Consider the following 26,622-nt stretch of genomic DNA (forward strand, 5'->3'; position numbering starts at 1 on the left):
CGCCAGGTGGGGACCTCGTCGAGGTAGCTCTGCACGGAGGCGGGAGGGACGGCCGAATCGTGTGCCGACATGCGAATCCTGTTCTACGCCGACGAGTTCCACGCGATATGACGGTGAATCGTGTCTGTGGAAGTCGGACGCTACAGGGTGCCGTCGGCCATCGCGTTGCGGCGGGATGAACGTTTGACGCCGCCGATGACCTGCGCGGTAGGACTCGGTGCGCACCGAGCCCTACCGCGGCCGCGCGTCACATGCCGGCGGGCGGATGTCCCAGACAGATCAGGGCGCCCATCGGATCCTTGATCGCGGCCAGCGTCCCGTACGGGGTGTCCTCGCCGGCCATGAGGATCTCCGCGCCCAGCGATTCGGCCTGCTTCACCGTGGCGGCGACATCGTCGACGGTGATGTAGACCTGCCAGAACGACGGCACCCCGGCCGGGAAGAGCTTGACCGAGTCCATGATCCCCGCGTACGACGCCTCACCGTAGAAGATCTGGCCGTAGCTGTCGGGGCCGACGGCGTCCGGGTCGCCACCGGTGCCGACCTCCTCGATGCGCGCGCCGAGCACGGTCCGGTAGAACTCGACGGACTTGGCGTAGTCCATGCTTTGACACTCGAACCAGTAGGGCGTGCCGTGCTCGCCGAACTCGGTGTACCCCTTGTGATTCTTCGGTTGCCAGAATCCGATCGCCGCCCCCGCGGTGTCGAAGGCCATCAACATCGTGCCCTCCTCGCCGATGGCCATCGGCGGCACCATGATCGAGCCCCCGGCCGACTCGACGGCCTTCACCGTGGCGTCGGCATCCTCGGTGTGGAGGTACACCGTCCAGATGTCGGGCGGCCCGGCGCCTTCCATCACCGGGCTCAGCCCGGCCACCCGCTTGCCGTTCTTGTGGAAGTTGCGATAACCGCCCATCTTCTCGTCGGGGGCCTCGGCCTCCCAGCCGAAGATCGCGCCGTAGAACTCCTCGGCCTTCGCGGTGTCACTGCTCATCAGGTCGAACCAGATCGGTGCCCCGGAGGGGGCTGCATACTCGGCCATTGCTGGGTCCTCTTCCTTGCTCCGCGTGAACTGGTGGACGACTGCCCGTCGGAACTTCTGACTGACAGGGTCGCGCAAACTCATCGGTCGCGGACGGCGTTGCGCAGAGTCCGACTCATATCCACCGACGTCGGCTCATGGCACCCTGATCGGATGACCAAGCATGAAGGGACGGGCGAACGACTCCGCGGCCTCGCGTGGCCGACGATGCTGGCGGGTGGTCTGCTGCTGGTGCTCCTGGCACAGGTGCAGTGGGGCAGTACCGATGAGGGCGTGGAGCCGTCGATTACCGGGTTGGGACGCGTCACGATCCTGGGCGCCAGCGACGACGATGTCGCGTTCTTCTTCGAGGACAACACCGGCCGCCCGGGCCTGAGCGTGGTGGTGCTCGGTGCCGTGATCGCGGTGGTCGCCGCCCTCGGCTGGTGGCGCCCACGTCTGCGCCCGTCCGCCATCGGCCTCATCGGGCTGGCGTCGGTCATCGTGCTCGTCGTCGGCATCCGCACGCTGAGCGACCCCGCCGCGCATCTGTTCTCCGACCGCGTGTCCGAGGCGCTCGACGCCGACCTCCCCGACATGCAGGCGGGTTACGGACTGATCGGGACCGTCGTGGTCGCGATCCTGCTCCTCGTCGTCGTCGGATTCTGGGTGCTGAGCACCGTATGGCCGCGTGCGGGTGCCGCCGACCGAGTCGAGATCAACCGAACCGACGAATCGTCTTGATGTAGCCCATGTCCTTCAGCTTCGTGAATCCGATGGGGACGCCGTTGGGGCCGTAGGCGTTGAACACCCGACCGGCGCCCGCGTAGATGCCGACGTGCCCGGCGTCGCGACCGAAGATGATGATGTCGCCCGGTGCGAGGGCGCGAAACGGGATCGCGTGTCCGACCTTCGCCTGCTGCTGGCTGGTCCGGGGGAGCTGGACGCCGGTCGTGTAGAACGCCCACCGCACCAGCCCGGAGCAGTCCCACGAATGCGGGCCGACGCCGGCCCACTTGTACGGCTTGCCGATCTGGGTGATCGCCGCCCCGAGCGCGTTGAGGCCGACGGTGGTCGGGATCGGCAGATAGATCGGGACCGAACCGGAGGAATCCGACGACCCCGCGCCCGCGGCGTGACCGGTGTCGAGGAGTGGGGAGCCGGCAAGGGGAACGCCGACCGACAACGCGGCAGTGAGTGCGATGGTGCAGGTCACGCGCCTGGCGCGCGTCATCGAAACGGACATGACGACAGCTTGGCCGAGGCGGAACGACGTGTCGTCGGTCGTTCCCCAGGTGTGACGAACGTGTGACCGGTGTGATGCCTGGGACTTGTGTTATCTAATGGTGCTGCAATTCCGGTTAACCGATCACCAGTAGCCGTCGGGATCGGTGGCGGGCGACTCGGCCGGGATGATGCCCTCGGTGACCCCGTGGTCGATGCTGGCCGACAACCGGGCGCACGTCGGCATCATCGCTCCGGGCAGCAGCGGGCCGTTCCCGTCGTCGCCGCCGGCGGGCATCTGCTCGAGGCCGAGGCAGCGGTCCCGGGCGTCGGCGTTCCACTGCACGCTGGTGTGGAATGAACTGGTCTTCTTCACCAGCACGCAGGCGTGGCATGCCCGGCACTCGATCTCGCGCATCCCGCCCTGCAGGTAGTGCTCGCGGTCGCGGCGGGTGGCCTCGTGAACCCGGGCGAGCCGGTCCGGATCGTTCTGGAAGTCGGGCGCCTTCGCCCAACGGTCGGAACCCCCGGGAGCCCCTGCCATCCGAACCCCTGCCGCCCGGGTCACGTCAGACCTCGGCCTTCTCCGTGGATTCCGACGCCGTGGATTCCGCAGCCTTCTCGGCCTCCTGGCGGCGCAGGTTCTCCTGGATCTCCTCGTTCCAGCTCTCGAGGGCCTTGGAGGTGTCGATCTCGTACTCGAACCGGCCGGTCATCTCGTCGGTGACGTCGGCCTTGTCGACGTAGAACTGGTCGTACCAGCGGCGGAGCTGGTAGACCGGGCCGTCCTCCTCGACGAGGAGCGGGTTGTCGATCCGGGTCTTGTTCTTCCAGATCTCGACGTCCTGCAGGAAGCCCACCTCGACGCCGGCGCTGATCTTGGTGGCCATCTTCGACGCCTGTTCGGCGGTCAGGCCGTCCGGGACCTTGGCCATCACGCCGTACATCAGGACGAAGGAGTTCTCGTCGATCGGGTAGTGGCAGTTGGTGAGGATGGTCTCGACCGCGTAGCCGCCGTAGTACTGGATCATCGGGTTCAACATGTACGACGGGCCGTAATACGCCGCGATCGATTCGAGGCGGCTGTCGCCGTAATTGGTGCCGAGGGTGACGTCGGGCCGGCCGTGCGAATTCATGTACTGCGCGGCGATCTCACCCTCGAAGACGTTCTTGAAGTAATCCGGAAGAGCGAAATGCACGTAGTAGAAGTGCGCCATGTCGACGACGTTGTCGATGATCTCGCGACAGTTGGACCCCTCGATGACGATGCGGTTCCAGGTCCAGGGCGTCCACTCGTCGGACCCGAATTCCTCGAGTTCGGGGATGATGCACTCCTCCGGGGGCGGATTGCCCTCAGGATCGTTGTAGACGAAGATCTGGCCGTTGCGGACCATCGACGGCCACGAACGGGTCTTCGCGAGCTTCGGGTTGCGCTTGGCGTAGGGCACGCCGGCGCAGCGTCCGTTGCCCTTCCACAGCCAGCCGTGGAACGGGCACGCCACGTTGTCGCCCGAGAGCTTGCCCTGGGAGAGGTCACCGCCCATGTGCCGGCAGAACGCGTCGAGCACGTTCACCTCGCCCTTGGTGTCGACCCAGACCACCAGCTTGGTGCCGAAGATCGTGACGGAGTGGGGCTTGCCGTCGTCGAACTCCTCGTGCAGGCCGAGGCAGTGCCAGCCGCGCGCGAACCGGGTGGGCGGCGCACCCGTGTCGATCTCCCGGATACCCACATCGGCCCCGTCGGAGGCGACGGCTGCGCTCGGCGCGCCGGGGCTGCTCGGGGTCATCGTCTCGGGTCCTGAAGACATGTGCCCTCTCCTGTCTGTGGCTGGTGTCGCGTCGAAGAACTGTACCCAATACTAGAACACGTTTCAGATTTGTCAGCCCGATCGTCGTCCCGAACGCCGATCGGGCCTGTACATGGGCATAAAGTCCGAGTCCTCGACAGAAATGAGAACGTGTTCTAATCTCGAACTCGATGGGTACAGCGGCCGGCTCGTCCGGCCGAGGAGAGACGAGTAGGAGCAGGCGAGATGCCAGCACAACGGAGCGAAGCCGCCGAGCAGGTCCTGGAGAAGATCAACGTCCTGCTCCCGGAACTCGAGCAGCGTGCGCAGTCGACCGAGGATCTGCGTCGAATCCCCGACGAGACCGTCTCGAGCCTCGAGACCGCCGGCTTCTTCCGGCTGTTGCAGCCCGAGCAGTGGGGTGGCTACCAGGTCGACCCGGTCACCTTCTACGAAGCGGTCCGCCGGATCGCGTCGGCCTGCGGGTCCACCGGCTGGGTGTCGGGCATCATCGGCGTCCACAACTGGCACCTCGCCCTCTTCGACCAGCAGGCGCAGGAAGACGTGTGGGGTTCGGACACCAATGTCCGGATCTCGTCGTCGTACGCGCCGATGGGCATGGGTGAGGTCGTCGACGGCGGCTACAAGGTCAACGGTTCGTGGGCGTGGTCGTCGGGTTGCGAGACTGCTGACTGGGTCTTTGTCGGGGGTCCGGTCATCAAGAACGGCAAGCCCGTCGACTTCGTCAGCTTCCTGATCCCGCGTGAGGACTACACGATCAAGGACGTGTGGAACGTCGTCGGTCTGCGCGGCACCGGGTCCAACACCATCGAGGTCAAGGACGTGTTCGTGCCCCGGCACCGCATGCTCAGCATGCGCACGATGTCGATGGGGCAGAGCCCGGGCCTGGAGCGCAACACCGCGCCGGTCTACAAGATGCCCTGGGGCACCATCCATCCCAGCACCATCGCGACGCCGATCGTCGGCATGGCCTACGGCGCCTACCGCGCCCACGTCGAGCACCAGGGCAAGCGGGTCCGGGCCGCCTACGCGGGCGAGAAGGCCAAGGAGGATCCGTTCGCCAAGGTCCGGATCGCCGAGGCCGCCAGCGACATCGACGCCGCGTGGCGCCAGCTGTCGGGCAACCTGCAGGCCGAGTACGACCTCATCCTCGCCGGCGAGGAGGTCCCGATGGAACTGCGGCTGTCCGCTCGACGCGACCAGGTGCGTGCGACCGGACGTGCGATCGCCGCGATCGACCGGCTCTTCGAGAACTCGGGCGCCCACGCGCTCGAGAACGGGACACCGATCCAGCGCTTCTGGCGCGACGCCCACGCCGGCCGCGTGCACGCCGCGAACGACCCGGAGCGCGCCTACGTCGCATTCGGCAACGGCGAGTTCGGGATTCCCATCGGCGACACGATGGTGTGACCCTTCGTGACGCTCGCAAGCTCGCTCCTCAGGGAGCAAAGACAAAGTCTCGCAACGTGCCTCACCAGGCCCTTCGTGGCTCGTCGCTTGCGCTCCTCGCACCTCAGGGGGCAGGGGGGATTGGGCCCAGCAGGTGTGTGTGCCGCTGAGGAGCCCGGAGCTTGCGGAGGGCACGCCCCTCCGCTCCCTGAGGAGCCCGGAGCTTGCGAAGGGCACCCCTCTCCGCTCCCTGAGGAGCCCGGAGCTTGCGGAGGGCGTCACGAAGGGTCCGGCCAGCACCGTCGGCAAGAGCACAAAGAGGAGTAGCAGATGAGTGACAGTCCGATCCGCTCGTTGGGGTACATGAGGATCGAGGCCACCGACATCGAGGCGTGGCGCACCTACGGCCTCAAGGTTCTCGGCATGATCGAGGGCTCCGGTCTCACCGACGGTGCCCTGTATCTCCGGATGGACGATTTCCCGGCCCGTCTGGTCATCGTGCCGTCCGAGCACGACCGGCTCGCCTGCGCGGGCTGGGAGGTCGCGAATGCCGCTGAGTTGCAGAATGTCCGGGATCGGCTGTCGCGTGCGGGTGTGGTCTTCCGTGAGGGCAAGGACGAGGAGGTCGCCGACCGTCGGGTCGCCGAGATGATCGTCTTCGACGACCCGGCGGACAACACCCTCGAGGTCTTCCACGGCGCTGCACTCGAGCACCGCCGCGTCGTCAGCCCGTACGGGCATCGCTTCGTCACCGAGGAGCAGGGCCTGGGGCACGTCGTGCTGACCTGCTCCGACGACAAGGCCGCGCTCGAGTTCTACCGGGACGTACTGGGATTCAAGCTCCGCGACTCGATGCGTCTGCCGCCGCAGGTGGTCGGCCGCGAAGAGGGCGACGAGGTGCCGTGGTTGCGGTTCCTCGGCTGCAACCCCCGACATCATTCGCTGGCGTTCCTGCCGATCCCGAACAGCACCGGCATCGTCCACCTGATGGTGGAGGTGGAGAACGCCGACGACGTGGGTCTGTGCCTGGACCGGGCGTTGCGCAAGAAGGTGCCGATGTCGGCGACGCTCGGCCGACACGTCAACGACCTCATGCTGTCCTTCTACATGAAGACGCCGGGCGGCTTCGACATCGAATTCGGTTGTGAGGGGCGCACGGTGAAGGACGACGAGTGGATCGCCCGGGAGAGCACGGCAGTGAGTCTGTGGGGGCATGACTTCAGCGTCGGGTTCAAGGGCTGAGATGCCCTTGTCCGAGATGCCCTCCGGCGCCGCGACCCAGCAGTCCACGCGTTCGCCCTACGGGTCCGCCGACTTCGACTCCCGTCAGTTCCGAACGGCGATGGGCCAGTTCTGTACCGGGGTCACCGTCATCACGACCCTCGACGACGCGGCTAAGCCGGTCGGGTTCGCGTGCCAGTCGTTCGCCGCGTTGTCGCTCGACCCGCCGCTGGTCCTCTTCTGCCCGATGAAGACCTCCCGGAGCTGGAAGGTCATCGAGAAGACGGGCAAGTTCTGCGTGAACGTCCTGTCGAACCGCCAGCAGGACGTCAGCGCCGCCTTCGGCGCCCCCGGCGACGACAAGTTCGCGAACGTCACCTGGGACCCGTCACCGGCCGGCCTCCCCGTCATCCGGCACAGCCTGACCTGGGTCGAATGCGACGTGGAGACCGTCACCGACGGCGGCGACCATCACATCGTCATCGGCCGCGCACTGACTCTCGGAGAAGTGCTGCAGGACAAGCCGTTGCTGTTCTACCGTGGCGGCTACCTGTCGACCGAACACCCGCGGGTCACGCCCGCACAGGCAGAGTTGGAAAACTTCCTCACGTGGACGGGTGGGGACACCTGGCTATGACCGTCGACGACGCGACGAGCACCGAGACAGCGACGACCGAGACATCGTCAACCGAAACAACGAGTGACGCACCGCCGCTGGTCACTCAGCCCCTCCTGGATGCGATCGCGGAGGCCGAGACGCTGGTCGCATCGGCCGATTTCGCCGAGACCGACCAAGATCTCGCCGAAGGCTACGACTACCTCGCGGGGAGTATCGCCGCCATCGTCCAGCTGGTGCGCGCCCGGTCCATCTCCCACCCGAACTTCGTGACGTCCACCGGGCCGTCGACGAAGATGGGCCTGGACAATCCGGACACGCTCTACTATCACGCAGACGTCGAGCCCACCGGGACCTACCGGGTACGCGGGCGGCGCGGTACGACAACCGATCTCAGCTTCCAGGTCCTGCGCGGCGACTACACGGCCTCGTCGGTACCGGGCGGCGAGGATGCGTTCGACGACCGGCGGCTGACGATCGCCGACGACGGGTCGTTCGAGCTGACCTTCGGCCCACCCATCCCGGATGCGCCGGACGACTACTTCCCGCTCGGGGAGGGCGCGTCGATGCTCGCGGTGCGCGAGGTCTACTCCGACTGGTCCGAACGCAAGGGGTCGATCACCATCGAACGGGTCGACACCGTCGGGACCGCGCCGCCGGAGCCGGACCTGGCCCGGGTGTCCCGCCGGTACGCGACGGCCGGCAAGATGCTGACGGCTCGCATCAACACGTGGTTCAACTTCCCGAAGTGGTTCTACCTCGACGAGCCGGTCAACACGTTCACCGAACCGCGGCAGACCCCGGGCGGCCTCAGTACGCAGTTCTCCTCCGTCGGACACTTCCGGTTGGGGCCCGACGAGGCGATGGTGATCACCATTCCGCGGTCCGACGCCCCGTACCAGGGATTCCAGCTCGGCAGTATGTGGTACATCTCGCTGGACTACGTCAACCACCAGACCAGCCTGAACTCCGCTCAGGCGCAGGTGGATCCGGACGGCATGATCCGCATGGTGGTGTCCCACCGCGACCCGGGCGTCGCGAACTGGATCGAGACGACCGGCCGGTCGACGGGCATCCTGCAGTTCCGCTGGCAGCGCAGTGATTCGCCGATCGGCCCGGACCTGGGCCCGACCGCACAGGTCGTCGCGTTCGACGCGGTCGCCGACCATCTGCCGCACCTCGAGCACAACAGGATCGACGCCGACGGCTGGGCGGAGCGGATCGCGGCACGTCAGCGCGGGTTCGCCGAGAGGATGCTGGGATGAGCGCACAGGGGGGGCTGCTCGCCGACAAGGTCGTCGTGGTCTCGGGTGTCGGTCCGGGACTCGGGCGGTCGATCTGTCTGCGCGCCGCTGCGGAGGGGGCGCGGGTCGTCCTCGCCGCCCGCACGGAATCGCGTCTGAAAGAGGTCGCCGCCGAGATCGACGCCGCCGGCGGGACGAGTCTCGTCGTGCCGGCCGACATCACCGATGACGCCGCCGTCGACAGCCTGGTCGCCACCACCGTCGCCGAGTTCGGCCGGGCCGATGTACTGGTCAACAACGCCTTCGCCCTCCCGTCGATGAAACCGTTGTCCCGCACCGACTTCGATCAGATCGCGAGCAGCATCGACGTCACCGTGCTGGGCACGTTGCGGGTCATCCGAGCGTTCACCGACGCGCTGGCCGAGGCCGGCGGCTCGATCGTGAACATCAACTCGATGGTCATCCGTCATTCCGAACCCCGTTACGGCAGTTACAAGATCGCGAAGTCGGCGCTGCTGGCGATGTCGCAGTCGCTGGCCTCCGAACTCGGCGACAAGGGGATTCGCATCAACTCGGTCGCACCGGGTTACATCTGGGACGACCAGCTGAAGTGGTACTTCGGCGAGGTCGCCAAGAAATACGGGATCTCGCCCGACGACGTCTACGAGCAGACGGCGTCGAAGTCCGACCTCAAGCGATTGCCGGAGCCGGACGAGATCGCCGACGCCGTCGTGTTCCTCGCCTCGCCGATGGCGCGCGCCATCACCGGGCACACCCTGGACGTGAATTGCGGTGAATACCATGACTAGTGCGGCACGCACCGACGTCGGCACGATAGAGGACCTGCATTCCTCGGCCACTCGCGCCACCGGCCTCGACGACTTCGGGGACACCGACTACCTGGAGCCCCTGGGCATCCTGCTCGAGTCGTACCGGTCCGAGGCGGGACTGACCGAGATGGGCAGCAAGATGTTCCGCTTCTTCCTCAAGGGCGCGTTGGTCGCCCGGTTGCTCAGCGAGGCGTCGTGGAAGGCGAACCCGGGGTACGCCGACGTCGAGGTGACGCGGCCGATCTTCGTGACCGGCCTGCCGCGCACGGGAACGACTGCGCTGCACCGACTCCTGGCCGCCGATCCGGCGCACCAGGGCGTCGAGATGTGGCTCGCCGAGTTCCCGCAGCCCCGGCCGCCGCGCGACACCTGGTCCGACAACCCCGTCTACCAGCAGATCCAGGCCGGGTTCGAGCAACATCACGTCGAGAATCCCGAGTTCATGGGGTTGCACTACATGGACGCCGGCGAGGTCGAGGAGTGCTGGCAGCTGCTCCGCCAGAGCGTCATGTCGATCTCGTACGAATCCCTCGCGCACATCCCGACCTACTCGAGGTGGCTCGCCCAACAGGACTGGACGCCGGCGTATCTCCGACACCGCAAGAACCTGCAGCTGATCGGGCTCAACGATCCCGGCAAGCGGTGGGTGCTCAAGAACCCCAGCCATCTGTTCGCGCTCGACGCGCTCATGGCGGCGTACCCGGATGCCCTGGTGATCCAGACGCACCGGCCGCCCAGCACTCTCATCGCGTCGATGTGCAGCTTGGCCGAACACGCCACCCCGGGATGGTCGACGACGTTCACCGGCGAGCAGGTGGGCCAGGACCAGCTCGAGCTGTGGTCGCGCGGACTCCGTGAGTTCTCCACCGCACGGAAGCGGTACGACCCGGCCCAGTTCCTCGACATCGACTTCACCGATCTGCGCAACGACCCGATGGGCACCGTCGAGCGGGTGTACGCGGCGCTGGACACCCCGATGTCGGAGGATGCGCGCGCGGCGGTGACCGCGCTCGACGAGGAGAGCCGGTCGGGTGCGCGCAAACCGCAGCACCGATACCAGCTCGCCGATTACGGACTCGACGAGGCAACGGTCGAGGCGGCCTTCGCCGTCTGACCCACCGGCCGCCCGTCGGTCGTTCTACAGTGCATCGCATGGCAGAACCGGAGAACCGACAGTCGGCAGAGGGACTGAGCCGGCTCATCGCATTCGCCGACGCGGTGGTCGCGATCGCGCTGACCCTGCTGGTGCTCCCGCTCGTCGACATCGCCAACGACCTGCGCGAGGATTCGTCGGTCGCGGACGTGGTGTCCGACAACTCGATCGAACTGGTCAGCTTCATCATCAGTTTCGGCGTCATCTGGATCCTGTGGCGCCAGCACCAGCAGACGATGGAGTACTTCCGCGCCTACGACCGCACGCTGATCAACCTCCACTTCATCTGGTTACTCACGATCGTGGCGCTGCCCTTCGCGACGGCCCTCATCGACGGCGCCCACATCGAGCAGGCCAACATCCTCTACATCGGTGTGCTGGCCGTCTCGGTGGGCTCGCTCATCGCGATCGCCGAATGGGGTCGTCGGCACCGAGAACTGCTCGCCGACGACGACGCGACCGACCGATGGGTTGCCTCATCGAGCGGAGTCGCCACGTTCATCATCCTCGCGGTCGCACTGGGCGTCGCGATCGTGTTCCCGCGCAGCGGAAATCTGCCGCTGTTCCTACTGCTGCTGACCGACCCGGTCGAGCGGCTGCTCGCCCGGTGGCGGCCGCGGCGACACTGAGGTCGGTCAGCGCAGTGCGCGGGCCGCTTCGGTAACCGCGGTGTGCGGGGCACCGAACATCTGCGACGTGGCCTGTGCGCGTTTGAAATAGAGCTGGATGTCGTGCTCCCAGGTGATGCCGATGCCGCCGTGCAGCTGGATGGCCTCGCCCGCGACACGACGATTGGCATCGGAGCAGTACACGTGGGCGGCCAGCGCCAGGTCGGCGGTGTCCGGGTCGTCGGCGGCGAGGGCGGCCACGGCGGCGCGGGAGATCGACCGCGCCGTCTCGACCAGCACGTACATGTCGGCCATCCGATGCTTGAGGGCCTGGAACGAGCCGATGGTGCGCCCGAACTGCTTGCGGGACTTGGTGTACTCGACCGTGAGGTCGAGCGCTCGCTGCGCGCCCCCGACCTGCTCGGCGGACAGCAGGGCCCACGCGAGCGCGCGGAGCCGGGACGCGAGATCGTCCGGCGCCGGGATCGCCGCGGACGCGACCTCGTCGAAGCGCACCGAGGACAGCGCCCGGGTCGGGTCGAGGACGGGCATCGGCGACACCGAGACGCCGTCCGCATCGGCGGCCACCTCGTGCAGGGTCAGGTGCGTCCCCGGTTCGGCTGCGAGCACGAGGAGCACGTCGGCCGATTCGCCGTCGACGACGAAGTGGGCTGTCCCGGTGAGGAGTCCGGCATCGGCGCGCACACCGGGTGCCTGCCAGCCGCGTTCACCGGCCCAGCACACCGCCGCGGTCCGCTCGCCTGCGGCCAGGGCGGGCAGAAGTCGCGACGACGCGTCGTCGTCACCCGCGAGCAGGATCGTGCCGGTGGCGAGTGCGGAGCCGAGCGCGGGGACGGGACTCAGTGCGGCGCCCAGTTCTTCGAGCACCGCGGCCGACTCCATCCATGACGCCCCGGCACCGCCGAATCGCTCGGGGACAGCCAGCGCGGCGACGCCGATCTCGGTGCACAGCGTCTGCCACAGGTTCGAGTCGATGCGCCCCGTGGCGGACATGGCCGTGCGGACCGTCGTCGAATCGCCCCGGCGACGCAGGAGATCCCGCACCGCCTCGACGAGTGCCTCCCGTTCCTCCGCGCCGATGGCCGGGCTTTCGATGCCGGTACTGACGGTCACAGCGTCTCCAGGATGCGTTGGCGGTGTACGGCAGGGGAGCCCCAGGCGTTGAGCAGCGCCCGGGTCTTGGTGATGTACAGCGAGATGTCGTGCTCGGCGGTATACCCGATCGCCCCCATCACCTGCAGCGAGCGGCGGGCCGACAGGTCGGCGGCCTCGGCGGCCGAGACCTTCGCCGCCGAGATGTCGCGCGAGACGTCGGTGCCCTCCGGCACCTGGCCGTCGACGCCGAGGGCGGCCGCGTGAACGAGGGGGCGGGCCATCTCGATGGCGATCGCCACGTCGGCCAGATGATGTTTGACGGCCTGGAACGACCCGATCGGTCGGCCGAACTGCTTGCGCGACTGCGCGTAGTCCGAGGCGATGGACAGCATCGCCTGACCCAGGCCGAGCAGCTGAGCAGCCGTGGCCAGTGCGCCCGCGTCCGCGGCGTCGGACGCATCGACCCCGGTGGCCAGGACGTCGCCGGCGGTGACCCGCGACAACGTCCGGGTGCTGTCGACCGAGGGCTCGGTGCTCTGCACGGTGGCCCGCGAGAGCACTCCGTCCTCGACGAGGTAGACATCGGCGGAGGCGGTGTCGGCGGCCAACGGTTGGAGCGGTCCGATCGCGCAGGTCGCCAGCCGCCCCTCGGCGAGGTCGCTGAGCGGGCCCGACACGTCGGCGTCGTGCAGCAGGATCGGCAACACGGCGACGCTCTCGACGATCGGGCCCGGGGCACAGTGGCGTCCGAGTTGCTCGACGGCGACGACCATCTCGACGGCCCCGGCGCTGCTGCCGCCGTGTGACTCGTCGATCAGGAGTCCGCTGATGCCCGCGTCGGCCAGCTGTGAGTAGACCTTGGCGACGGCCGCGCGGTCACCGGCCGCCCAGGCGCGCGTGGCGGTCGGCATGTCGGCCTTGCCCAGCATGGCGTCCACCGTCGAGGCGAGGTCGGTGTGGATGTCGGAGAGTCGGAAGTCCATGATGATCACCGATCTCCACGGGGAAGGCCGAGCAGGCGCTCGGCGATGACATTGCGCTGGATCTCGTTGGTACCCGCGTAGATCGGCCCGGACAACGAGAAGAGGTAGCCGTCGGTCCACCGGTCGTCGAGCTCGGCGGCCGGGCCCTGCAGGTCGAGGGCGGTCTCGTGAGCGGCGATGTCCCACTGCGACCAGAACACCTTGTTGATCGACGACTCCATGCCGAGCGAACCACCGGCCGCGAGACGACTCACCGTCTGATACGTGGACAGCTCGTAGGCTCGTGACCCGATCCACGCATCCGCCACGCGCGCATCGGTGTTCGCCGTCGACGGGACGTCGTCCCGGTTCGACCGCCACAGTTCGACGAGGCGGTCGGTGGTGGCCAGGAACCGGCCGGGCGCGCGCAGCGACAGCCCGCGTTCGTTGGCGGCGGTGCTCATCGCGACCCGCCACCCGTTGTCCACCTCGCCGATGACACCTGACTCGCCCGGATTCGACGGATCGTCGGGGACGAAGACGTTCTCCAAGAACAGCTCTGCGAACCCGGCCTCGCCGTCGAGCTGTGCGATCGGCCGGACGGTCACGCCCTCGCTGCGCAGGTCGAACATGAAGTAGGTGAGACCTTTGTGGCGCTGCGCCTGTTTGTCGGTGCGGAACAGGCCGAAGGCGCGGTCGGCGAAGCTCGACCGCGAACTCCAGGTCTTCTGACCGTTGAGCAGCCAGCCGCCGTCGGTACGGACGGCGGTCGACCGCAGCGAGGCGAGGTCGCTCCCGGCCTCGGGTTCGCTCCACGCCTGACCCCAGATGTCGTCGGCGTTGGCCATCCGCGGCAGGATGCGTTCCAGCTGAGCAGGACTCGCGTGCTCGAACAGGGTGGGTGCGAGCAGGAAGATGCCGTTCTGGCTCACGCGTCCGGGAGCACCCGAACGGTAGTACTCCTCTTCGAAGATGACCCAGTGCAGCAGCGGGGCATCGCGGCCGCCGTATTCCTCCGGCCAGCTGACGACCGACATCCGGTCGGCGGCCATCGTCCGCTCCCATTCGCGGTGCGCCTCGAATCCCTCGGCGGTGTCCATCGACGGAAGCGGTTCGCGCGGAACATGATCGGCCAGCCAGGCGCGGACCTCGGCGCGGAAGGCGTCGGCGGCGTCGTCGAACAGCAGGTCCATGTCAGCTCCCCGATCCCGCGGCGGCGCCGGTCGACGCCGACGCCTTCATCGACTTCGCGTCCATCCCGCCGAGGGAGTCGCCACCCGCCTCGGAGTTCGCCGCGTGCGCGAAGTGGTGCCAGCCGAACACCGAATCCATCGAGTTGCGCAGTCCCATCTGGTCTTCGCAGATGTTGACGGCCTTCTTGCTCAGGAAGAGCCCCTGCATCGGCATGGCGACGGCCTTCTCGGCGATCTCGTTGACCTTGGTCTCGAGGGCGTCCCGGGGAACGACGTGGTTGACCATGCCCCAGTCGGCCGCCTGCGTCGCGGTGAAACGTTCACCGGTGAAGAGGATCTCCTTCGCCCGGCGCGGGCCGAGCACGAAGGCGTGGGCGAAGTACTCGACGCCGGGGATGCCCATGCGGGCGACCGGGTCCGAGAAGAACGCGTCATCGGAGGCGACGATGAAGTCGCAGATCCAGGCGAGCATGAGACCGCCGGCGATGCACGCGCCATGGACCTGGGCGATGAGGGGTTTGGGGATGTCGCGCCAGCGGCGGCACATCCCCATGTACACCTCCATCTCGCGGGCGAGACGCTGGTCGGCACCGGTCTTGTCGGTGTGGTCCCAGTGCAGGACGGCCGCGTTCTCGTAGTAGGTGTCGAAGTCGCGTTCGGGGGTGCCGATGTCGTGTCCGGCCGAGAAGTGCTTGCCGTTCGCCCGCAGCACGATCACCTTCACCGAGGCGTCGTCGACGGCCTTGCGGAACGCGGCGTCGAGCGAATAGGTCATCACCGAGTTCTGCGCGTTGCGGTACTCCGGGCGGTTCAGCGTCACATAGGCCACCGCGCCGTCGGGGCCGCCGGTCTCGTAGGCGACCGGTGAGGTATCCGGGCCCAGATCGTCGGGTCCGAGCGGAGGTGGGATGACGGCGTCACTCATGCCCCCGAGACTAACCTAGCAAGTGCTTGGTTGGTAGTCGGTGTGGGTGATCGCCGGGGTCAGAAGTGCGGTGTGGGGCGATAGGTGAGCTCCTGGATCCGGCCGTCGAGGAGGCGGCTGTCGTCGGCATCATCTCGGCGAACTCGCGAAACATGTTGGCGACGAACACCATTCGATGTTTCCTCTGCTGTTTAGCCCTAAAGAACACCATAACCCCTGCTCCCTGAGGTGTGAGGAGCGCAAGCGACGAGCCACGAAGGGCGGGCGAGCATCGAACATGGCCCTTCGTGGCTCGCTTCACTCGCACCTCAGGGAGCATGAACAGAACGCTCTCGAGCGTTGTCTGCCGGTCACATGTCGGGGCAGCGCAAGTTCCGTCGAAGTGGCGCCGTTGTGTCGGGCCGGCAGCGTTGCAGGTCTTGCGTGGACTACGAAAGAACACTCTTAAGCGTCCACATCTCTGCTCCCTGAGGTGCGAGCGAAGCGAGCCACGAAGGGCTCCGCAACCTGTCTCACCAGGCCCTTCGTGGCTCGTCGCTATCGCTCCTCACACCTCAGGGAGCAATGGGGTCGCTTCTTTCGGATTAGGGGGCGGTTGGGTGCCCCCGGAAGTCATCGGTGGCGGTCCGGCTCAGGGGATGACGATGCTCCCGCTGCAGCTCGTGGACGGCACGCTCCAGAGCGCGTTCCGGTTGACCGCGCTGAAGGTCACGTTCACCCGGCCCTTGCCGATCTGGTTGACGGGGATCACGAAGTAGTGGACGCCCTGGTACGGCGGGTTCACGCGGACGTTGCTGACCTTCGAGCCGCGCTTGCCGGTGGCCAGGTTGTGCCAGTCCAGGCGGGCCGAGGACTGGTAGCCGCCGGGAAAGTAGCTGGTGAAGTCGGCGGCGATGTAGGCGTTGCCGGCATACGTGCTCACGATCGTGCGTCGAGCCAGGAACGGGACGTCGACGACGTTCGGGCTCAGGCCCACGCAGGTCGACAGCGGATACTCGCGGGACACCGCGTTCGCGTCGCCGGTGGCCGCGACGCCGAGCCCGGCAGCCGAGGTCAGAGCGATGGCGGCGGCCAACCGGGTGATCGTCTTGGTGCTGGGCATATCTCGACTCCCTTGCTGGTGGCGACGGTGACGTGTCGTGATCACCGGCCAGTTTTCCGCAGGAAGTCCGTTTCGTGGGTATTTCCGGGCGCAGTGTTCATTCGTTCGGTCGACCCGCCCCTCAGCTGAGATGACTCGAGATCCCGTCGGCGGCAGCACGCGTGGCCTCGCCGAGTCGGCGCACTTCGTCCACGTCGAGGGTGGTGTTCGGGCAGACGACGATGGCCGCGACCACCCGACGGGCGGAGTCGAAGACGGGGGCGCCGATGGTGACCACGGGTACCCCCGTGCCGTCGGCCGCGCAGGCGTCGATCTCCTCGGGCAGGTAATCGATGACCGACAGCTCGGTGAGCAGGTCGCCGACCCGCGCGCGCAGGGTGTCCGACATGGTGTCGAGGGAGCTCAGGGCTTCGATCATCGCCACGTGGTCGTCGGTCATGCGCTCGATCGAGTAGCCGCGTTCGGCGACGACGTCGAGCACCATGCCCAGCCGGGTGCGGGTGGACTCGGCGGCCTGGCCGATCCAGTTCGACCGGGCGTCGTCCGGGTCGAAGGCGATGAACTCCCGACAGATCGGCGGGCGGAGCCGGATGCGGCTGCCGTTGCGCAACCAGGGATGCTGCGCGGTCTCCGGCGCGAGGTGGGGTGGAAAGGCGTGCGACGCCAGGCTCACCGCGTCCGCGGAGGTCCGCCGGGCGACGAAGCTCGGGACGGCGAACCGGTCGCAGAGATCCCGCGCTGCCGACGCCGCCCACCGTACGAGATGGTCGGCGCCGTCGGCGTTTCGGACGAGGCCGACGAAGGCCGGTCCGACGCCGAAGGTGCCTGCCGACGGGTCCCGGATCAGCCATCCGCAGTCGACGAGTTCCGAGACGACGGCGTGCGCGGTGGCGCGCGACATCGAGGTCTGACGGACGATCTCGGCCAGGGTCATCGACGGCTGCTCGGCGCCCGCGAGGAGCTCGACGATGCGGACGACCCGGGCGGTGGGCGGTGACGCCGCACGTGCCGGTTGACGCGCGGCAGAGAAGTCACCTACGGTTTGTGTCACATTGTCAACACTTAGTGTCGAATATTCGACATGTCAAGGGGGTTGCTCCGGTGGCCATCACCATCGATGCCGACGGCGAACGTCGTCTGGTTCGCTCCGAGTCCACAACCGGTGGTCGTCCGCACCATCGCGGGTACGAGCTCTCGCACCTCGCGGCGCTCGAGGCCGAATCGGTCCACATCTTCCGTGAGGTCGCCGCGACCTTCGAACGTCCGGTTCTGCTGTTCTCCGGCGGCAAGGACTCCGTGGTGATGTTCCATCTGGCGCGGAAGGCGTTCTGGCCGGCGCCGATCCCGTTCCCGCTCATGCACGTCGACACCGGGCACAACTTCGACGAGGTGATCGAGTACCGCGATCGCGTGGTCGCCGAGACCGGGGTTCGCCTTCTCGTCAGCTCGGTGCAGGACGACATCGATGCCGGGCGGGTCGTCGAGCAGACCGGCCCGGGTGCCAGCCGCAACCGGCTGCAGACCGCGGCGCTGTTGCGCGGGATCACCGAGAACCGTTTCGACGCCGTGTTCGGCGGGGCCCGGCGCGACGAGGAGAAGGCGCGGGCGAAGGAGCGCGTGTTCAGCTTCCGTGACGAGTTCGGCGCGTGGAATCCGCGCGAGCAGCGGCCCGAGCTGTGGCGGCTGTACAACGGACGGCACGCCAAGGGCGAGCACATCCGGGTCTTCCCGTTGTCGAACTGGACCGAACTCGACATCTGGCAGTACATCGCGGCGGAGGGCATCGATCTACCCGAGATCTACTACGCGCACCAGCGCGAGGTCATCCCGCGCGACGGCATGCTGCTCGCGAAAACCCGCTTCCTGCAGGAACTCCCGGGCGAGGAGGTGCGGACCGAGACGGTCCGGTTCCGCACGGTCGGCGACGCCACGTGCACCGGTTGTGTGCTGTCCGGCGCGGACGACGTGATGAAGGTGATCGAGGAGATCGAGGTCACCCGGTTGACCGAGCGGGGAGCCACGCGCGCCGACGACCGGATCTCCGAGTCGGGGATGGAAGACCGCAAGAAGGAAGGCTACTTCTGATGGGCGACCTCAACGCCGTCGGCGGCGCGACGGAGATGCTGCGTCTGGCGACCGCGGGCTCGGTGGACGACGGCAAGTCGACACTCATCGGCCGGCTGCTCTACGACTCGAAGGCGATCTTCACCGACCAGCTCGAATCGATCGAGCGCACCAGCGCCGAGCGCGGTGACGAGTACGCGAACCTCGCCCTGCTGACCGACGGGCTGCGTGCCGAACGCGAGCAGGGCATCACCATCGACGTCGCCTATCGGTACTTCGCCACGCCCAGGCGAAAGTTCATCATCGCCGACACGCCGGGCCACGTGCAGTACACGCGCAACATGGTGACCGGCGCCTCGACCGCCGATCTGGCGATGATCCTCATCGACGCGCGCAAGGGCGTGCTGGAACAGACGCGTCGGCATGCGTTCCTGTCGTCGTTGCTCGGCATCCCGCACCTGACGGTCTGCGTGAACAAGATGGACCTCGTCGACTGGTCGCAGGAGCGGTTCGACGAGATCTGCGCCGACTTCGTCGATTTCGCGACCAAGCTCAACGTCGTCGACCTGACGTTCATCCCGATGTCGGCGCTGCGGGGCGACAACGTCGTCGAACAGTCCGCGGCGATGCCGTGGTACGAGGGGCGTCCGCTGCTGAATCACCTCGAGCACGTCTACATCGCCTCCGACCGCAACCTGATCGACACCCGTCTGCCCGTCCAGTACGTGATCCGGCCGCAGCGCAGCGACGGCGCCGACCACCGCGCCTACGCGGGCACCGTCGCCGGCGGTGTACTCGCCAAGGGCGACGAGATCGTCGTCCTGCCCAGCGGTTTCAGCACCACCATCACCGAGATCTGGGCGCCCGGTGGCCAACCGGTCGACGAGGCCTTCGCGTCGATGGCCGTGTCCGTCGAACTCGCCGACGAGATCGACATCGTGCGCGGCGACATGCTGGCCCGCCCCAACAACCGGCCGTACGTGGGACGCGACCTGGACGCGATGGTGTGCTGGTTCGCCGACGACGCCGAACTGCGACCGGGCAACCGGTATCAGCTGCTCTGCGGAACCCGGTTGACCCGCGCGCAGGTCAACGGGCTCAACTATCGCCTCGACGTCAACTCGCTGCACCGCGACGAGGACGCGGAGGGATTGTCGCTCAACGAGATCGGGCGCGTCACCCTGCACACCCAGGAGCCGGTGACCTTCGACTCGTACCGGCGCAACCGCGACACGGGCAGCTTCATCCTGATCGACGAGGCGACCAACCGGACCGTCGGTGCGGGGATGATCACGGCGCCGGTGAGTCACGACAGTCATGTCGTCTGGCAGGCGACGAAGGTCGGGCGTGAGCACCGTGCGCACCGCGGCGCGACGATCTGGCTGACCGGTCTGTCCGGCTCCGGGAAATCGTCGCTGGCGGTCGAACTCGAGCGGCGCTTCGTCGCCGAGGGGCGTCCGGCGTACCTGATGGACGGGGACAACCTGCGGCACGGCCTGAACTCGGATCTGGGCTTCTCCGACGACGACCGCCGGGAGAACATCCGCCGGACCAGCGAGGTGGCGGCGCTGTTCGCCGATTCGGGTTCGGTGGCGATCGTCTCGCTCATCAGCCCGTTCGCCGAGGAACGGCAGCGGGCCCGGGAGATCCACGCCGAGCGCGGGCTGCCGTTCTACGAGATCTTCGTCGACACCCCGCTCGCCGAATGCGAACGACGCGACCCGAAGGGGCTGTACGACCGCGCGCGGCGGGGGGAGATCAGTCAGTTCACCGGCATCGACTCGCCCTACGAGCGTCCGTCCGACCCGGATCTGCACATCACCCCCGACGACGGCCCGCCGTCCGAGGTCGCCGACCTGGTGCTGCGTAACCTGGGTCTGTGAGCGCAGCCTCATAGCCGTCCGGCGCGAAGCGCCGCGTCCTGCCACCGGTATCCCGACCGAGAGGAAACCCCGTGACCGACGATCGTGCCCTGGCCGGTGAACTGGCCACCGCCGCAGGTGAACTCCTGCTCGACATTCGACGCTCCAGCGGCTTGACGGGCAAAGAGCTCGGTGAGGAGGGCGACCGGCGGTCCGACGAGTTCATCCTCGGGCGTCTCGCACAGGAGCGTCCGGACGACGCGGTGCTGTCCGAGGAGTCGGCCGACGACAAGTCGCGACTGTCGGCGTCGCGCGTGTGGATCATCGATCCGGTCGACGGCACGCGCGAGTACGGCACCTACGAACCCGGCGGGGGCCGCAGCGACTGGGCCGTGCACGTCGCGCTGTGGTCGGCCGATGACGGGCTGATCGCCGGTGCGGTCGCCCTGCCGGCCCTCGGGGTGACCTACCTCGACGACGGTTCCGCCGTCGAGCCCGTGGAAGGCCTGGCGTCCCGGCCCCGGACCGGGGTCCCGCGCGTCGTCGTGAGCAGTTCGCGCCCACCGGCCTTCGCCGACGAGGTGGCCGCGGCGATGGCCGGCGAGGTGCTGCCCATGGGGTCCGCCGGTGCCAAGGCGATGGCGGTGGTGCGCGGCGAGGCCGACGCCTATGTCCACGCCGGCGGCCAATACGAGTGGGATTCGGCCGCACCCGTCGCCGTCGCGAAGGCGAAGGGCCTGTGGTGCGGGCGGATCGACGGTTCGCCCCTCGTCTACAACAACGAGGACACCTACCTGCCCGACCTCGTCATCTGCCGGCCGGAATTCACCGAGGCGATCCTCACGGTCACCACCGAGGGTGCCGGCGGCTGACGTCCGAGCGCCTCAGTGCGTGACCACGACCTTGATCGCGACGATCACGGTCGCCACCAGCGTGACCGCGGCGGCACTGAGCAGCGTTGCCCGGCTGGGACGTTCGTTGTTGAGTCGGTCGATGACGAAGACCGTGCCGCCGATGCGGAGAAGGATCACGACCTCCGCGACGAGCTGGGCGGTCCGCGGCTCGAGCCAGCCGATCAGGCCGAGCAGGAGGATCGCGCACGGCAGGAGCGCCGAGGTCAGGATCGGCACCGAGTCGCGGAGATGAGCCAACACCTCCGACCGCGACGGCTGGACCTTGCCGTCGGAGACCCGGCGGGAGACCCCCTCGGCGAAGACGTGCGCGATGAAGGTCGACGCGGCGGTGCCCGCGAGGATCGCGATCCCGACGAAGTCGTCCTCGACGTGCAACGGGATGAGCACGGCGAGAATCAGGATGTTGCCGTAGATGTAGGCGCTGATCCGCGCAGCGGCGTGCCTGCGGTCGAGCGGGCTGTCCCGAGTGAACAGCGGCCCGTGCAGCAGGGCCCACGGACTGTTGCTCATAGCTGGTGAAACTATCAGCGCGGGAGGAGTTCGGCGACGACAGCGGCGATGGTGTCGTCGGGCCGCGTCAGGCAGACCGTCGCCGCCACCGTGGCCACCTGCTGGACATTGTCGGTCACGTCCAGATCGGTCAGGACCGCCGCCCGCCGGGCGTCGTCGAGTTCGCGGAACTCCGTGCACGTCATGGTCGACGCGGAGCCGGACCCGGCGTCGGAACCGGACTCGGAGACGCGCGACGGTGACGCACTGGCCCGGCTGCTGTCCGCAGATGTGGCGGAGCTGCTCGTCTCGGTGGCGCTCGTGGTCGGGACCGCGCTGTCGGATGAAGGCGCGGGCGCGGCGTCGTCGGACGAACACGCACCGATCGCCAGCATCATCATCGCGGCCATCGACAGGCCCGCGGCCAGCTCGGCGGGGCGGGATCGGCGGGCGGGAACAGACATCACGGAACTCCTCGGGAAGCGGTCCGGGTGGTGACCGGTGGTGCGGGATGGGATGGGGCGCGGTCAGCGCATGAGGCCGGAGAGCACGCCCGAGATGGCGGCCCGGACATCCGTGGTCTCGATGCGCATCAGGTCGTCCTGGCTGAGTGAATCGAAGTCGCCGGCGGTGCTGAGCCGGAACTCGCGCTCCTCCTCGGCCGCCTCGATGATGTTGCGGATGAAACGGCCGTTGCCGGCGAGATCGGTGGCGCGCCGCGCGGTGCCCTGATGCTCGCGGACGTCGTGGTACAGCGGAGCGCACGCCTGCTCGATCTCGAGCATCGCATCCCGGGTCAACGACGAATCACGTTTGCGCGCAATGAAATCGGCGATGCGGGCGAGCTCGTCAGGCGTGTAGGAGTCGAAGCGCACCCGGCGCGCGAAGCGCGACGCCAGTCCGTCGTTGGAGGCGAGGAACCGATCGATCTCGGCGTCGTAACCGGCGATGATCACGACCAGCCGGTCACGGTCGTCCTCCATCCGGGCCAACAGGGTGTCGACCGCCTCGCGACCGAACGCGTCGCCGCCGGACAGCCCCTGCTGGATGAGCGTGTACGCCTCGTCGATGAACAGGACGCCGTCCATCGCGGAGTCGATGAGCGCCGCGGTCTTGATGGCGGTGCTGCCGAGGTGTTCACCGACCATGTCGCGGCGGGTGGCCTCGACGACCTTGTCGGACTTGATGAAGCCGAGGCCGCAGTAGATCTTGGCGACGATGCGGGCCACGGTCGTCTTGCCGGTGCCGGGCGGTCCGGTGAAAGCCAGGTGCAGGCTGCGGGCCGACGTCGACAGCCCGCGGTCGGCGCGGACCTTCGCCAGGGTCGCGGTGGACTGCAGTTTGGCCACCTGCTGCTTGACCGACTCGAGCCCGATCTGTTCGGCCAGCTCCCGTTGCGCCTCGGTCACCAGCGAATTCTGTTCGGCGGGGTCCCCGGAGGTCGACGACACCAGGGACTCGGCGCGATCGGGCACCGACTTCGGGTCCCACCGGTCGGTGCGCTCGGCGATCTGCTCGGGCGTCGTGGGGGGCATCCGGTAGGAGGGCGACCGGATGGCGTCGGCCGCGCCGGTCAGCGACGGGTCCCGTGCGTAGGCCTGCTCGAACATCGACTTCGCCTTCTCCTCGTGGCCCTGCTCGCGCAGCGCGAGGCCGTAGACGAAGATCGCCTGCGTCGAACAGGACGGGATCGGGCCGTCGACCGCGTTCTGCAGGCGCCGCATGCCCTCGCCGTACATGCCGAGATGCACGCACGACGTCCCGGCCATGAAGTCGGCGACGGCCTGCATGTACGGGTCGTTCCACCGGTCGGACCTGGTCAGCGAGGTCAGGACGTCGGGCCAGCGCTGGGTGGCGAAGTGCAGGAACGCGCGGACGAAATCCACGATCGGCACGCGGTGCGCCGGGGGTACCTCGTCGAGGACCTCTTCCGCACCGGCGAAGTCCGCGCCGCGGACCAGACTGGCCGCGTAGGCCGCGGTCGCCTCGACGGCATTCGACGCCGGGAAGTCGATCAGCATCCCGGTGTACCAGCGCCCCGCGATCGTGCCGGGCGGGAGCCCGAGCCGGCGCTGCTCCGCGCCGATCGACCCGCGGGCACGATAGAGGCCCAGGAGGACCTCGTTGCTGCTGTCGCCGCAGGCCAGCCGGCCGATCCAGGCGTCGCCCAGGGCCGGGTCCCATTCGGTCGCACGGGTGAAGGCCTTGGCGGCCTGAGCGGGATTGTCGACCGGTTCCTGACCATCGACCGGGATGTTCAGGGACAGGACGCCGAGTTCGAAGAGTGCCCTCGCCTTGCGGACATCGGCCATCGTTTCCCCCTGTGTCGTCCCATCGGCGCACACCGACCCCGAACCGTTATCCCCGGGTACCACGACGACACACCCCGGGGGGCGGTCGCCGGAGACAGAGTATCGCTAGACCGGCGTGACATCCGTCGCAGATCTCCCAGGGCGCGCACCCGAGGCGCCCCGGCGGCCGCAACCGCCCGCGCACGCCTAGACTTGTCCGGGTGAGTGCCCAGGTGGATACCGTCTCAGCCGCTGCCCAGACCCCGGACCATCCGCAACCCTTCCGCGAACTCGGTCTCAAGGACGACGAGTACGCGCGCATCCGCGAGATCCTGGGTCGCCGGCCCACCGACGCGGAGCTCGCCATGTACTCGGTCATGTGGTCCGAGCACTGCAGCTACAAGTCGTCGAAAGTGCACCTGCGCTACTTCGGTGAGACCACCACCGACGAGATGCGCGCAAGCATGCTGGCCGGCATCGGCGAGAACGCCGGCGTCGTCGACATCGGTGACGGGTGGGCGGTGACCTTCAAGGTCGAATCGCACAACCACCCGAGCTATGTCGAGCCGTACCAGGGCGCCGCCACCGGAGTCGGTGGCATCGTGCGCGACATCATGGCCATGGGCGCACGCCCGATCGCGGTCATGGATCAGCTGCGCTTCGGCCCGGCCGACGCCCCGGACACCCGGCGCGTCGTCGACGGTGTGGTGCGCGGCGTGGGTGGCTACGGCAACTCCCTCGGCCTGCCCAATGTCGGCGGTGAGACCGTCTTCGACGCCAGCTACGCGGGCAACCCGCTCGTCAACGCGCTGTGCGCGGGCGTGCTGCGCACCGAGGACCTGCACCTGGCCTTCGCCTCGGGCGCGGGCAACAAGATCATCCTGTTCGGTGCGCGCACCGGTCTCGACGGCATCGGCGGTGTCTCGGTCCTGGCATCGGAGACCTTCGACGATTCCGAGGGCTCGGGTCCGAATCGCAAGAAGCTGCCCAGTGTCCAGGTCGGCGACCCGTTCACCGAGAAGGTGCTCATCGAGTGCTGCCTCGAGCTGTACCACGCCGGACTCGTCGTGGGCATCCAGGATCTCGGCGGTGCCGGATTGTCATGTGCCACGAGCGAACTCGCCGCGGCCGGCGACGGTGGCATGCACATCGACCTGGAGAAGGTGCCGATGCGCGCCGAGGGCATGACCCCGGCGGAGGTGCTCTCCAGCGAGTCGCAGGAACGCATGTGTGCCGTCGTGACCCCGGACAACGTCGAGAAATTCCTCGAGGTCTGCCGCAAGTGGGATGTGCTCGCGACCGTCATCGGCGAGGTCACCGACGGCGATCAGCTGGTCATCACCTGGCACGGTGAGACCGTCGTCGACGTGCCGCCGCGCACCGTCGCCCACGACGGTCCGGTGTACGAGCGTCCCGTCGCCCGGCCCGACTGGCAGGACACCGTCATCGCGTCGACCACCGAACCGCTGCAGCGCCCGAGCACACCCGACCAGCTGCGCGAGACGCTGCTGGCCATGCTCGCCTCGCCCGCGCTGTGCAGCCGCAAGTTCATCACCGACCAGTACGACCGCTACGTGCGCGGCAACACCGTCCTGGCCGAGCACGCCGATTCGGGGATGATCCGCATCGACGAGGAGTCCGGGCGAGGCATCGCACTGGCGACCGACGCGTCGGGCCGCTACACGTTCCTCGATCCCTACCGTGGCGCGCAGCTCGCGCTCGCCGAGGCCTACCGCAACGTCGCGGTGTCCGGGGCGACGCCGAAGGCCGTGACCAACTGCCTCAACTTCGGTTCCCCGGAGGACCCGGCGGTGATGTGGCAGTTCCAGCAGGCGGTCCGAGGGCTCGCCGACGGCTGCGCCCAGCTCGGCATCCCGGTCACCGGCGGCAACGTGAGCTTCTACAACCAGACGGGCGCGACGGCCATCCTGCCGACCCCGGTCGTGGGCGTCCTCGGTGTCATCGACGATGTGCACCGCCGCATCCCGACCGGCATCGGCACCGAACCCGGCGAGACACTCATCCTGCTCGGTGAGACCCGCGACGAATTCGACGGCTCGATCTGGGCCCAGGTCAGTCACGACCACCTCGGTGGCGTCCCGCCGCAGGTCGACCTCGAACGCGAACGTCTGCTCGCCGAGATCCTGTCCGCATCGTCCCGCGACGGATTGATCTCCGCGGCACACGATCTCAGCGAGGGTGGCCTCATCCAGACCGTCGTCGAGGCGGCCCTGGCCGGCGAGACCGGGTGCCGCGTCCTGCTGCCCGAGGACGCCGACCCGTTCGTCTGGCTGTTCTCCGAGTCGGCCGGGCGCGTGCTCGTGGCGGTCCCGCGCACCGAGGAATCGCGGTTCACCGCCATGCTCGACGCCCGTTCGATGCCGTGGACACGCATCGGTGTGGTCGACCAGGGCAGCGACGCCGTCGAGGTCCAGGACTACTTCTCGGTGCCCCTCGCCGAACTCCGTGAGGCGCACGAGGGCACCCTTCCGGGGTTGTTCGGCGACACGGTCTAGAGCACGGCCTAGTTGCATCACGCAACGGTCCGGCCTGCGAGGATTCCGTTGTATGTCAATGGAATCAATATCGT

Annotated in this window: 25 protein-coding genes; 12 read left to right on the top strand and 13 right to left on the bottom strand. The window is 68.0% G+C overall.

Features of this window, described 5'->3' with window-relative positions; translation table 11 throughout:
- Window positions 1–247 precede the first annotated feature (247 nt).
- Complete coding sequence (locus ACFUEJ_RS02275; protein WP_388027339.1) at window positions 248–1,042, bottom strand: VOC family protein; 795 nt, start codon at window positions 1,040–1,042, stop codon at window positions 248–250.
- A 153-nt stretch (window positions 1,043–1,195) separates the two neighbouring features.
- On the opposite strand from ACFUEJ_RS02275, the gene ACFUEJ_RS02280 reads away from it, so the two are divergent.
- Window positions 1,196–1,765, top strand: coding sequence for a hypothetical protein (locus ACFUEJ_RS02280; RefSeq protein ID WP_226512532.1), 570 nt, complete (start codon window positions 1,196–1,198; stop codon window positions 1,763–1,765).
- Here ACFUEJ_RS02280 and ACFUEJ_RS02285 read toward each other — a convergent pair.
- The 3 genes from ACFUEJ_RS02285 to ACFUEJ_RS02295 form a co-directional block, all read right to left on the bottom strand.
- Window positions 1,740–2,267, bottom strand: a complete 528-nt coding sequence (locus ACFUEJ_RS02285; protein ID WP_388027342.1) for a C40 family peptidase — start codon at window positions 2,265–2,267, stop codon at window positions 1,740–1,742. The genes ACFUEJ_RS02280 and ACFUEJ_RS02285 overlap by 26 nt on opposite strands.
- A 123-nt stretch (window positions 2,268–2,390) precedes the next feature.
- Window positions 2,391–2,789: a hypothetical protein gene (locus ACFUEJ_RS02290; protein WP_388027344.1), complete on the bottom strand. Its 399-nt coding sequence runs from the start codon at window positions 2,787–2,789 to the stop codon at window positions 2,391–2,393.
- Between the two features lie 25 nt (window positions 2,790–2,814).
- Window positions 2,815–4,053 carry a Rieske 2Fe-2S domain-containing protein gene (locus tag ACFUEJ_RS02295; protein WP_226512533.1) on the bottom strand — a complete coding sequence of 413 codons (1,239 nt, stop codon included), beginning with the start codon at window positions 4,051–4,053 and terminating at the stop codon, window positions 2,815–2,817.
- Between the two features lie 225 nt (window positions 4,054–4,278).
- Here ACFUEJ_RS02295 and hsaA point away from each other — a divergent pair, with 225 nt between their 5' ends.
- The 7 genes from hsaA to ACFUEJ_RS02330 all read left to right on the top strand — a co-directional run bounded on the left by hsaA (window position 4,279) and on the right by ACFUEJ_RS02330 (window position 11,135).
- A complete protein-coding gene (gene hsaA / locus ACFUEJ_RS02300; RefSeq protein ID WP_065629140.1) occupies window positions 4,279–5,463 on the top strand; it encodes a 3-hydroxy-9,10-secoandrosta-1,3,5(10)-triene-9,17-dione monooxygenase oxygenase subunit in 1,185 nt (394 codons plus the stop codon).
- Window positions 5,464–5,772: 309 nt separating this feature from the next.
- Window positions 5,773–6,684, top strand: a complete 912-nt coding sequence (gene hsaC, locus ACFUEJ_RS02305; RefSeq protein WP_388027348.1) for an iron-dependent extradiol dioxygenase HsaC — start codon at window positions 5,773–5,775, stop codon at window positions 6,682–6,684.
- Window positions 6,685–6,700: 16 nt separating this feature from the next.
- Window positions 6,701–7,300, top strand: a complete 600-nt coding sequence (gene hsaB / locus ACFUEJ_RS02310) for a 3-hydroxy-9,10-secoandrosta-1,3,5(10)-triene-9,17-dione monooxygenase reductase subunit (protein ID WP_165630916.1) — start codon at window positions 6,701–6,703, stop codon at window positions 7,298–7,300.
- Window positions 7,297–8,544 carry a hypothetical protein gene (locus tag ACFUEJ_RS02315; RefSeq protein ID WP_159370118.1) on the top strand — a complete coding sequence of 416 codons (1,248 nt, stop codon included), beginning with the start codon at window positions 7,297–7,299 and terminating at the stop codon, window positions 8,542–8,544. The genes hsaB and ACFUEJ_RS02315 overlap by 4 nt, the downstream gene beginning before the upstream one ends.
- Window positions 8,541–9,332: an SDR family oxidoreductase gene (locus tag ACFUEJ_RS02320; RefSeq protein WP_159370119.1), complete on the top strand. Its 792-nt coding sequence runs from the start codon at window positions 8,541–8,543 to the stop codon at window positions 9,330–9,332. The genes ACFUEJ_RS02315 and ACFUEJ_RS02320 overlap by 4 nt, the downstream gene beginning before the upstream one ends.
- Entirely contained in the window at window positions 9,325–10,467 is a 1,143-nt protein-coding gene (locus ACFUEJ_RS02325) for a sulfotransferase (RefSeq protein WP_159370120.1), read from the top strand. The genes ACFUEJ_RS02320 and ACFUEJ_RS02325 overlap by 8 nt, the downstream gene beginning before the upstream one ends.
- A gap of 38 nt (window positions 10,468–10,505) precedes the next feature.
- Complete coding sequence (locus ACFUEJ_RS02330; RefSeq protein ID WP_165630563.1) at window positions 10,506–11,135, top strand: TMEM175 family protein; 630 nt, start codon at window positions 10,506–10,508, stop codon at window positions 11,133–11,135.
- A gap of 6 nt (window positions 11,136–11,141) precedes the next feature.
- Here ACFUEJ_RS02330 and ACFUEJ_RS02335 read toward each other — a convergent pair whose 3' ends face one another.
- The 6 genes from ACFUEJ_RS02335 to ACFUEJ_RS02360 form a co-directional block, all read right to left on the bottom strand.
- Complete coding sequence (locus tag ACFUEJ_RS02335) at window positions 11,142–12,248, bottom strand: acyl-CoA dehydrogenase family protein (protein WP_207624918.1); 1,107 nt, start codon at window positions 12,246–12,248, stop codon at window positions 11,142–11,144.
- Window positions 12,245–13,213 (bottom strand): acyl-CoA dehydrogenase family protein, encoded by a 969-nt coding sequence (locus tag ACFUEJ_RS02340; protein ID WP_159371820.1) that lies wholly within the window; start codon window positions 13,211–13,213, stop codon window positions 12,245–12,247. The genes ACFUEJ_RS02335 and ACFUEJ_RS02340 overlap by 4 nt, the downstream gene beginning before the upstream one ends.
- Before the next feature lie 5 nt (window positions 13,214–13,218).
- Window positions 13,219–14,385 carry an acyl-CoA dehydrogenase family protein gene (locus ACFUEJ_RS02345; protein ID WP_239400093.1) on the bottom strand — a complete coding sequence of 389 codons (1,167 nt, stop codon included), beginning with the start codon at window positions 14,383–14,385 and terminating at the stop codon, window positions 13,219–13,221.
- A 1-nt stretch (window position 14,386) separates the two neighbouring features.
- Entirely contained in the window at window positions 14,387–15,310 is a 924-nt protein-coding gene (locus tag ACFUEJ_RS02350; RefSeq protein WP_065629146.1) for an enoyl-CoA hydratase, read from the bottom strand.
- A 631-nt stretch (window positions 15,311–15,941) separates the two neighbouring features.
- Window positions 15,942–16,412, bottom strand: a complete 471-nt coding sequence (locus ACFUEJ_RS02355; RefSeq protein WP_159370124.1) for a hypothetical protein — start codon at window positions 16,410–16,412, stop codon at window positions 15,942–15,944.
- Between the two features lie 121 nt (window positions 16,413–16,533).
- On the bottom strand, window positions 16,534–17,463 hold the full coding sequence (locus ACFUEJ_RS02360) for a helix-turn-helix domain-containing protein (protein ID WP_388027357.1): 930 nt from the start codon (window positions 17,461–17,463) through the stop codon (window positions 16,534–16,536).
- Window positions 17,464–17,549: 86 nt separating this feature from the next.
- Between ACFUEJ_RS02360 and cysD the strand changes: the two genes are divergently transcribed.
- The 3 genes from cysD to ACFUEJ_RS02375 all read left to right on the top strand — a co-directional run bounded on the left by cysD (window position 17,550) and on the right by ACFUEJ_RS02375 (window position 21,210).
- Window positions 17,550–18,497, top strand: a complete 948-nt coding sequence (gene cysD, locus ACFUEJ_RS02365) for a sulfate adenylyltransferase subunit CysD (RefSeq protein WP_388027552.1) — start codon at window positions 17,550–17,552, stop codon at window positions 18,495–18,497.
- On the top strand, window positions 18,497–20,359 hold the full coding sequence (gene cysC, locus ACFUEJ_RS02370) for an adenylyl-sulfate kinase (RefSeq protein WP_226512541.1): 1,863 nt from the start codon (window positions 18,497–18,499) through the stop codon (window positions 20,357–20,359). Before cysD ends, cysC begins: the two co-directional genes overlap by 1 nt.
- A gap of 71 nt (window positions 20,360–20,430) precedes the next feature.
- Window positions 20,431–21,210, top strand: coding sequence for a 3'(2'),5'-bisphosphate nucleotidase CysQ (locus ACFUEJ_RS02375; RefSeq protein ID WP_388027361.1), 780 nt, complete (start codon window positions 20,431–20,433; stop codon window positions 21,208–21,210).
- Between the two features lie 12 nt (window positions 21,211–21,222).
- Here ACFUEJ_RS02375 and ACFUEJ_RS02380 read toward each other — a convergent pair whose 3' ends face one another.
- The 3 genes from ACFUEJ_RS02380 to eccA form a co-directional block, all read right to left on the bottom strand.
- Entirely contained in the window at window positions 21,223–21,762 is a 540-nt protein-coding gene (locus ACFUEJ_RS02380) for a hypothetical protein (RefSeq protein WP_388027364.1), read from the bottom strand.
- Window positions 21,763–21,776: 14 nt separating this feature from the next.
- Window positions 21,777–22,205: a hypothetical protein gene (locus ACFUEJ_RS02385; RefSeq protein WP_388027366.1), complete on the bottom strand. Its 429-nt coding sequence runs from the start codon at window positions 22,203–22,205 to the stop codon at window positions 21,777–21,779.
- 63 nt (window positions 22,206–22,268) lie between these two features.
- The gene (eccA, locus tag ACFUEJ_RS02390) at window positions 22,269–24,053 is read right to left on the bottom strand and encodes a type VII secretion AAA-ATPase EccA (protein ID WP_388027369.1); all 1,785 of its coding nucleotides are present in this window, start codon (window positions 24,051–24,053) and stop codon (window positions 22,269–22,271) included.
- A 200-nt stretch (window positions 24,054–24,253) separates the two neighbouring features.
- On the opposite strand from eccA, the gene purL reads away from it, so the two are divergent.
- A complete protein-coding gene (gene purL, locus ACFUEJ_RS02395; protein WP_175401056.1) occupies window positions 24,254–26,548 on the top strand; it encodes a phosphoribosylformylglycinamidine synthase subunit PurL in 2,295 nt (764 codons plus the stop codon).
- Window positions 26,549–26,622 lie beyond the last annotated feature (74 nt).

Origin of the sequence: Gordonia sp. NPDC057258 (assembly GCF_042668985.1) — a bacterium.
Taxonomy (GTDB): Bacteria; Actinomycetota; Actinomycetes; order Mycobacteriales; family Mycobacteriaceae; genus Gordonia; species Gordonia hongkongensis.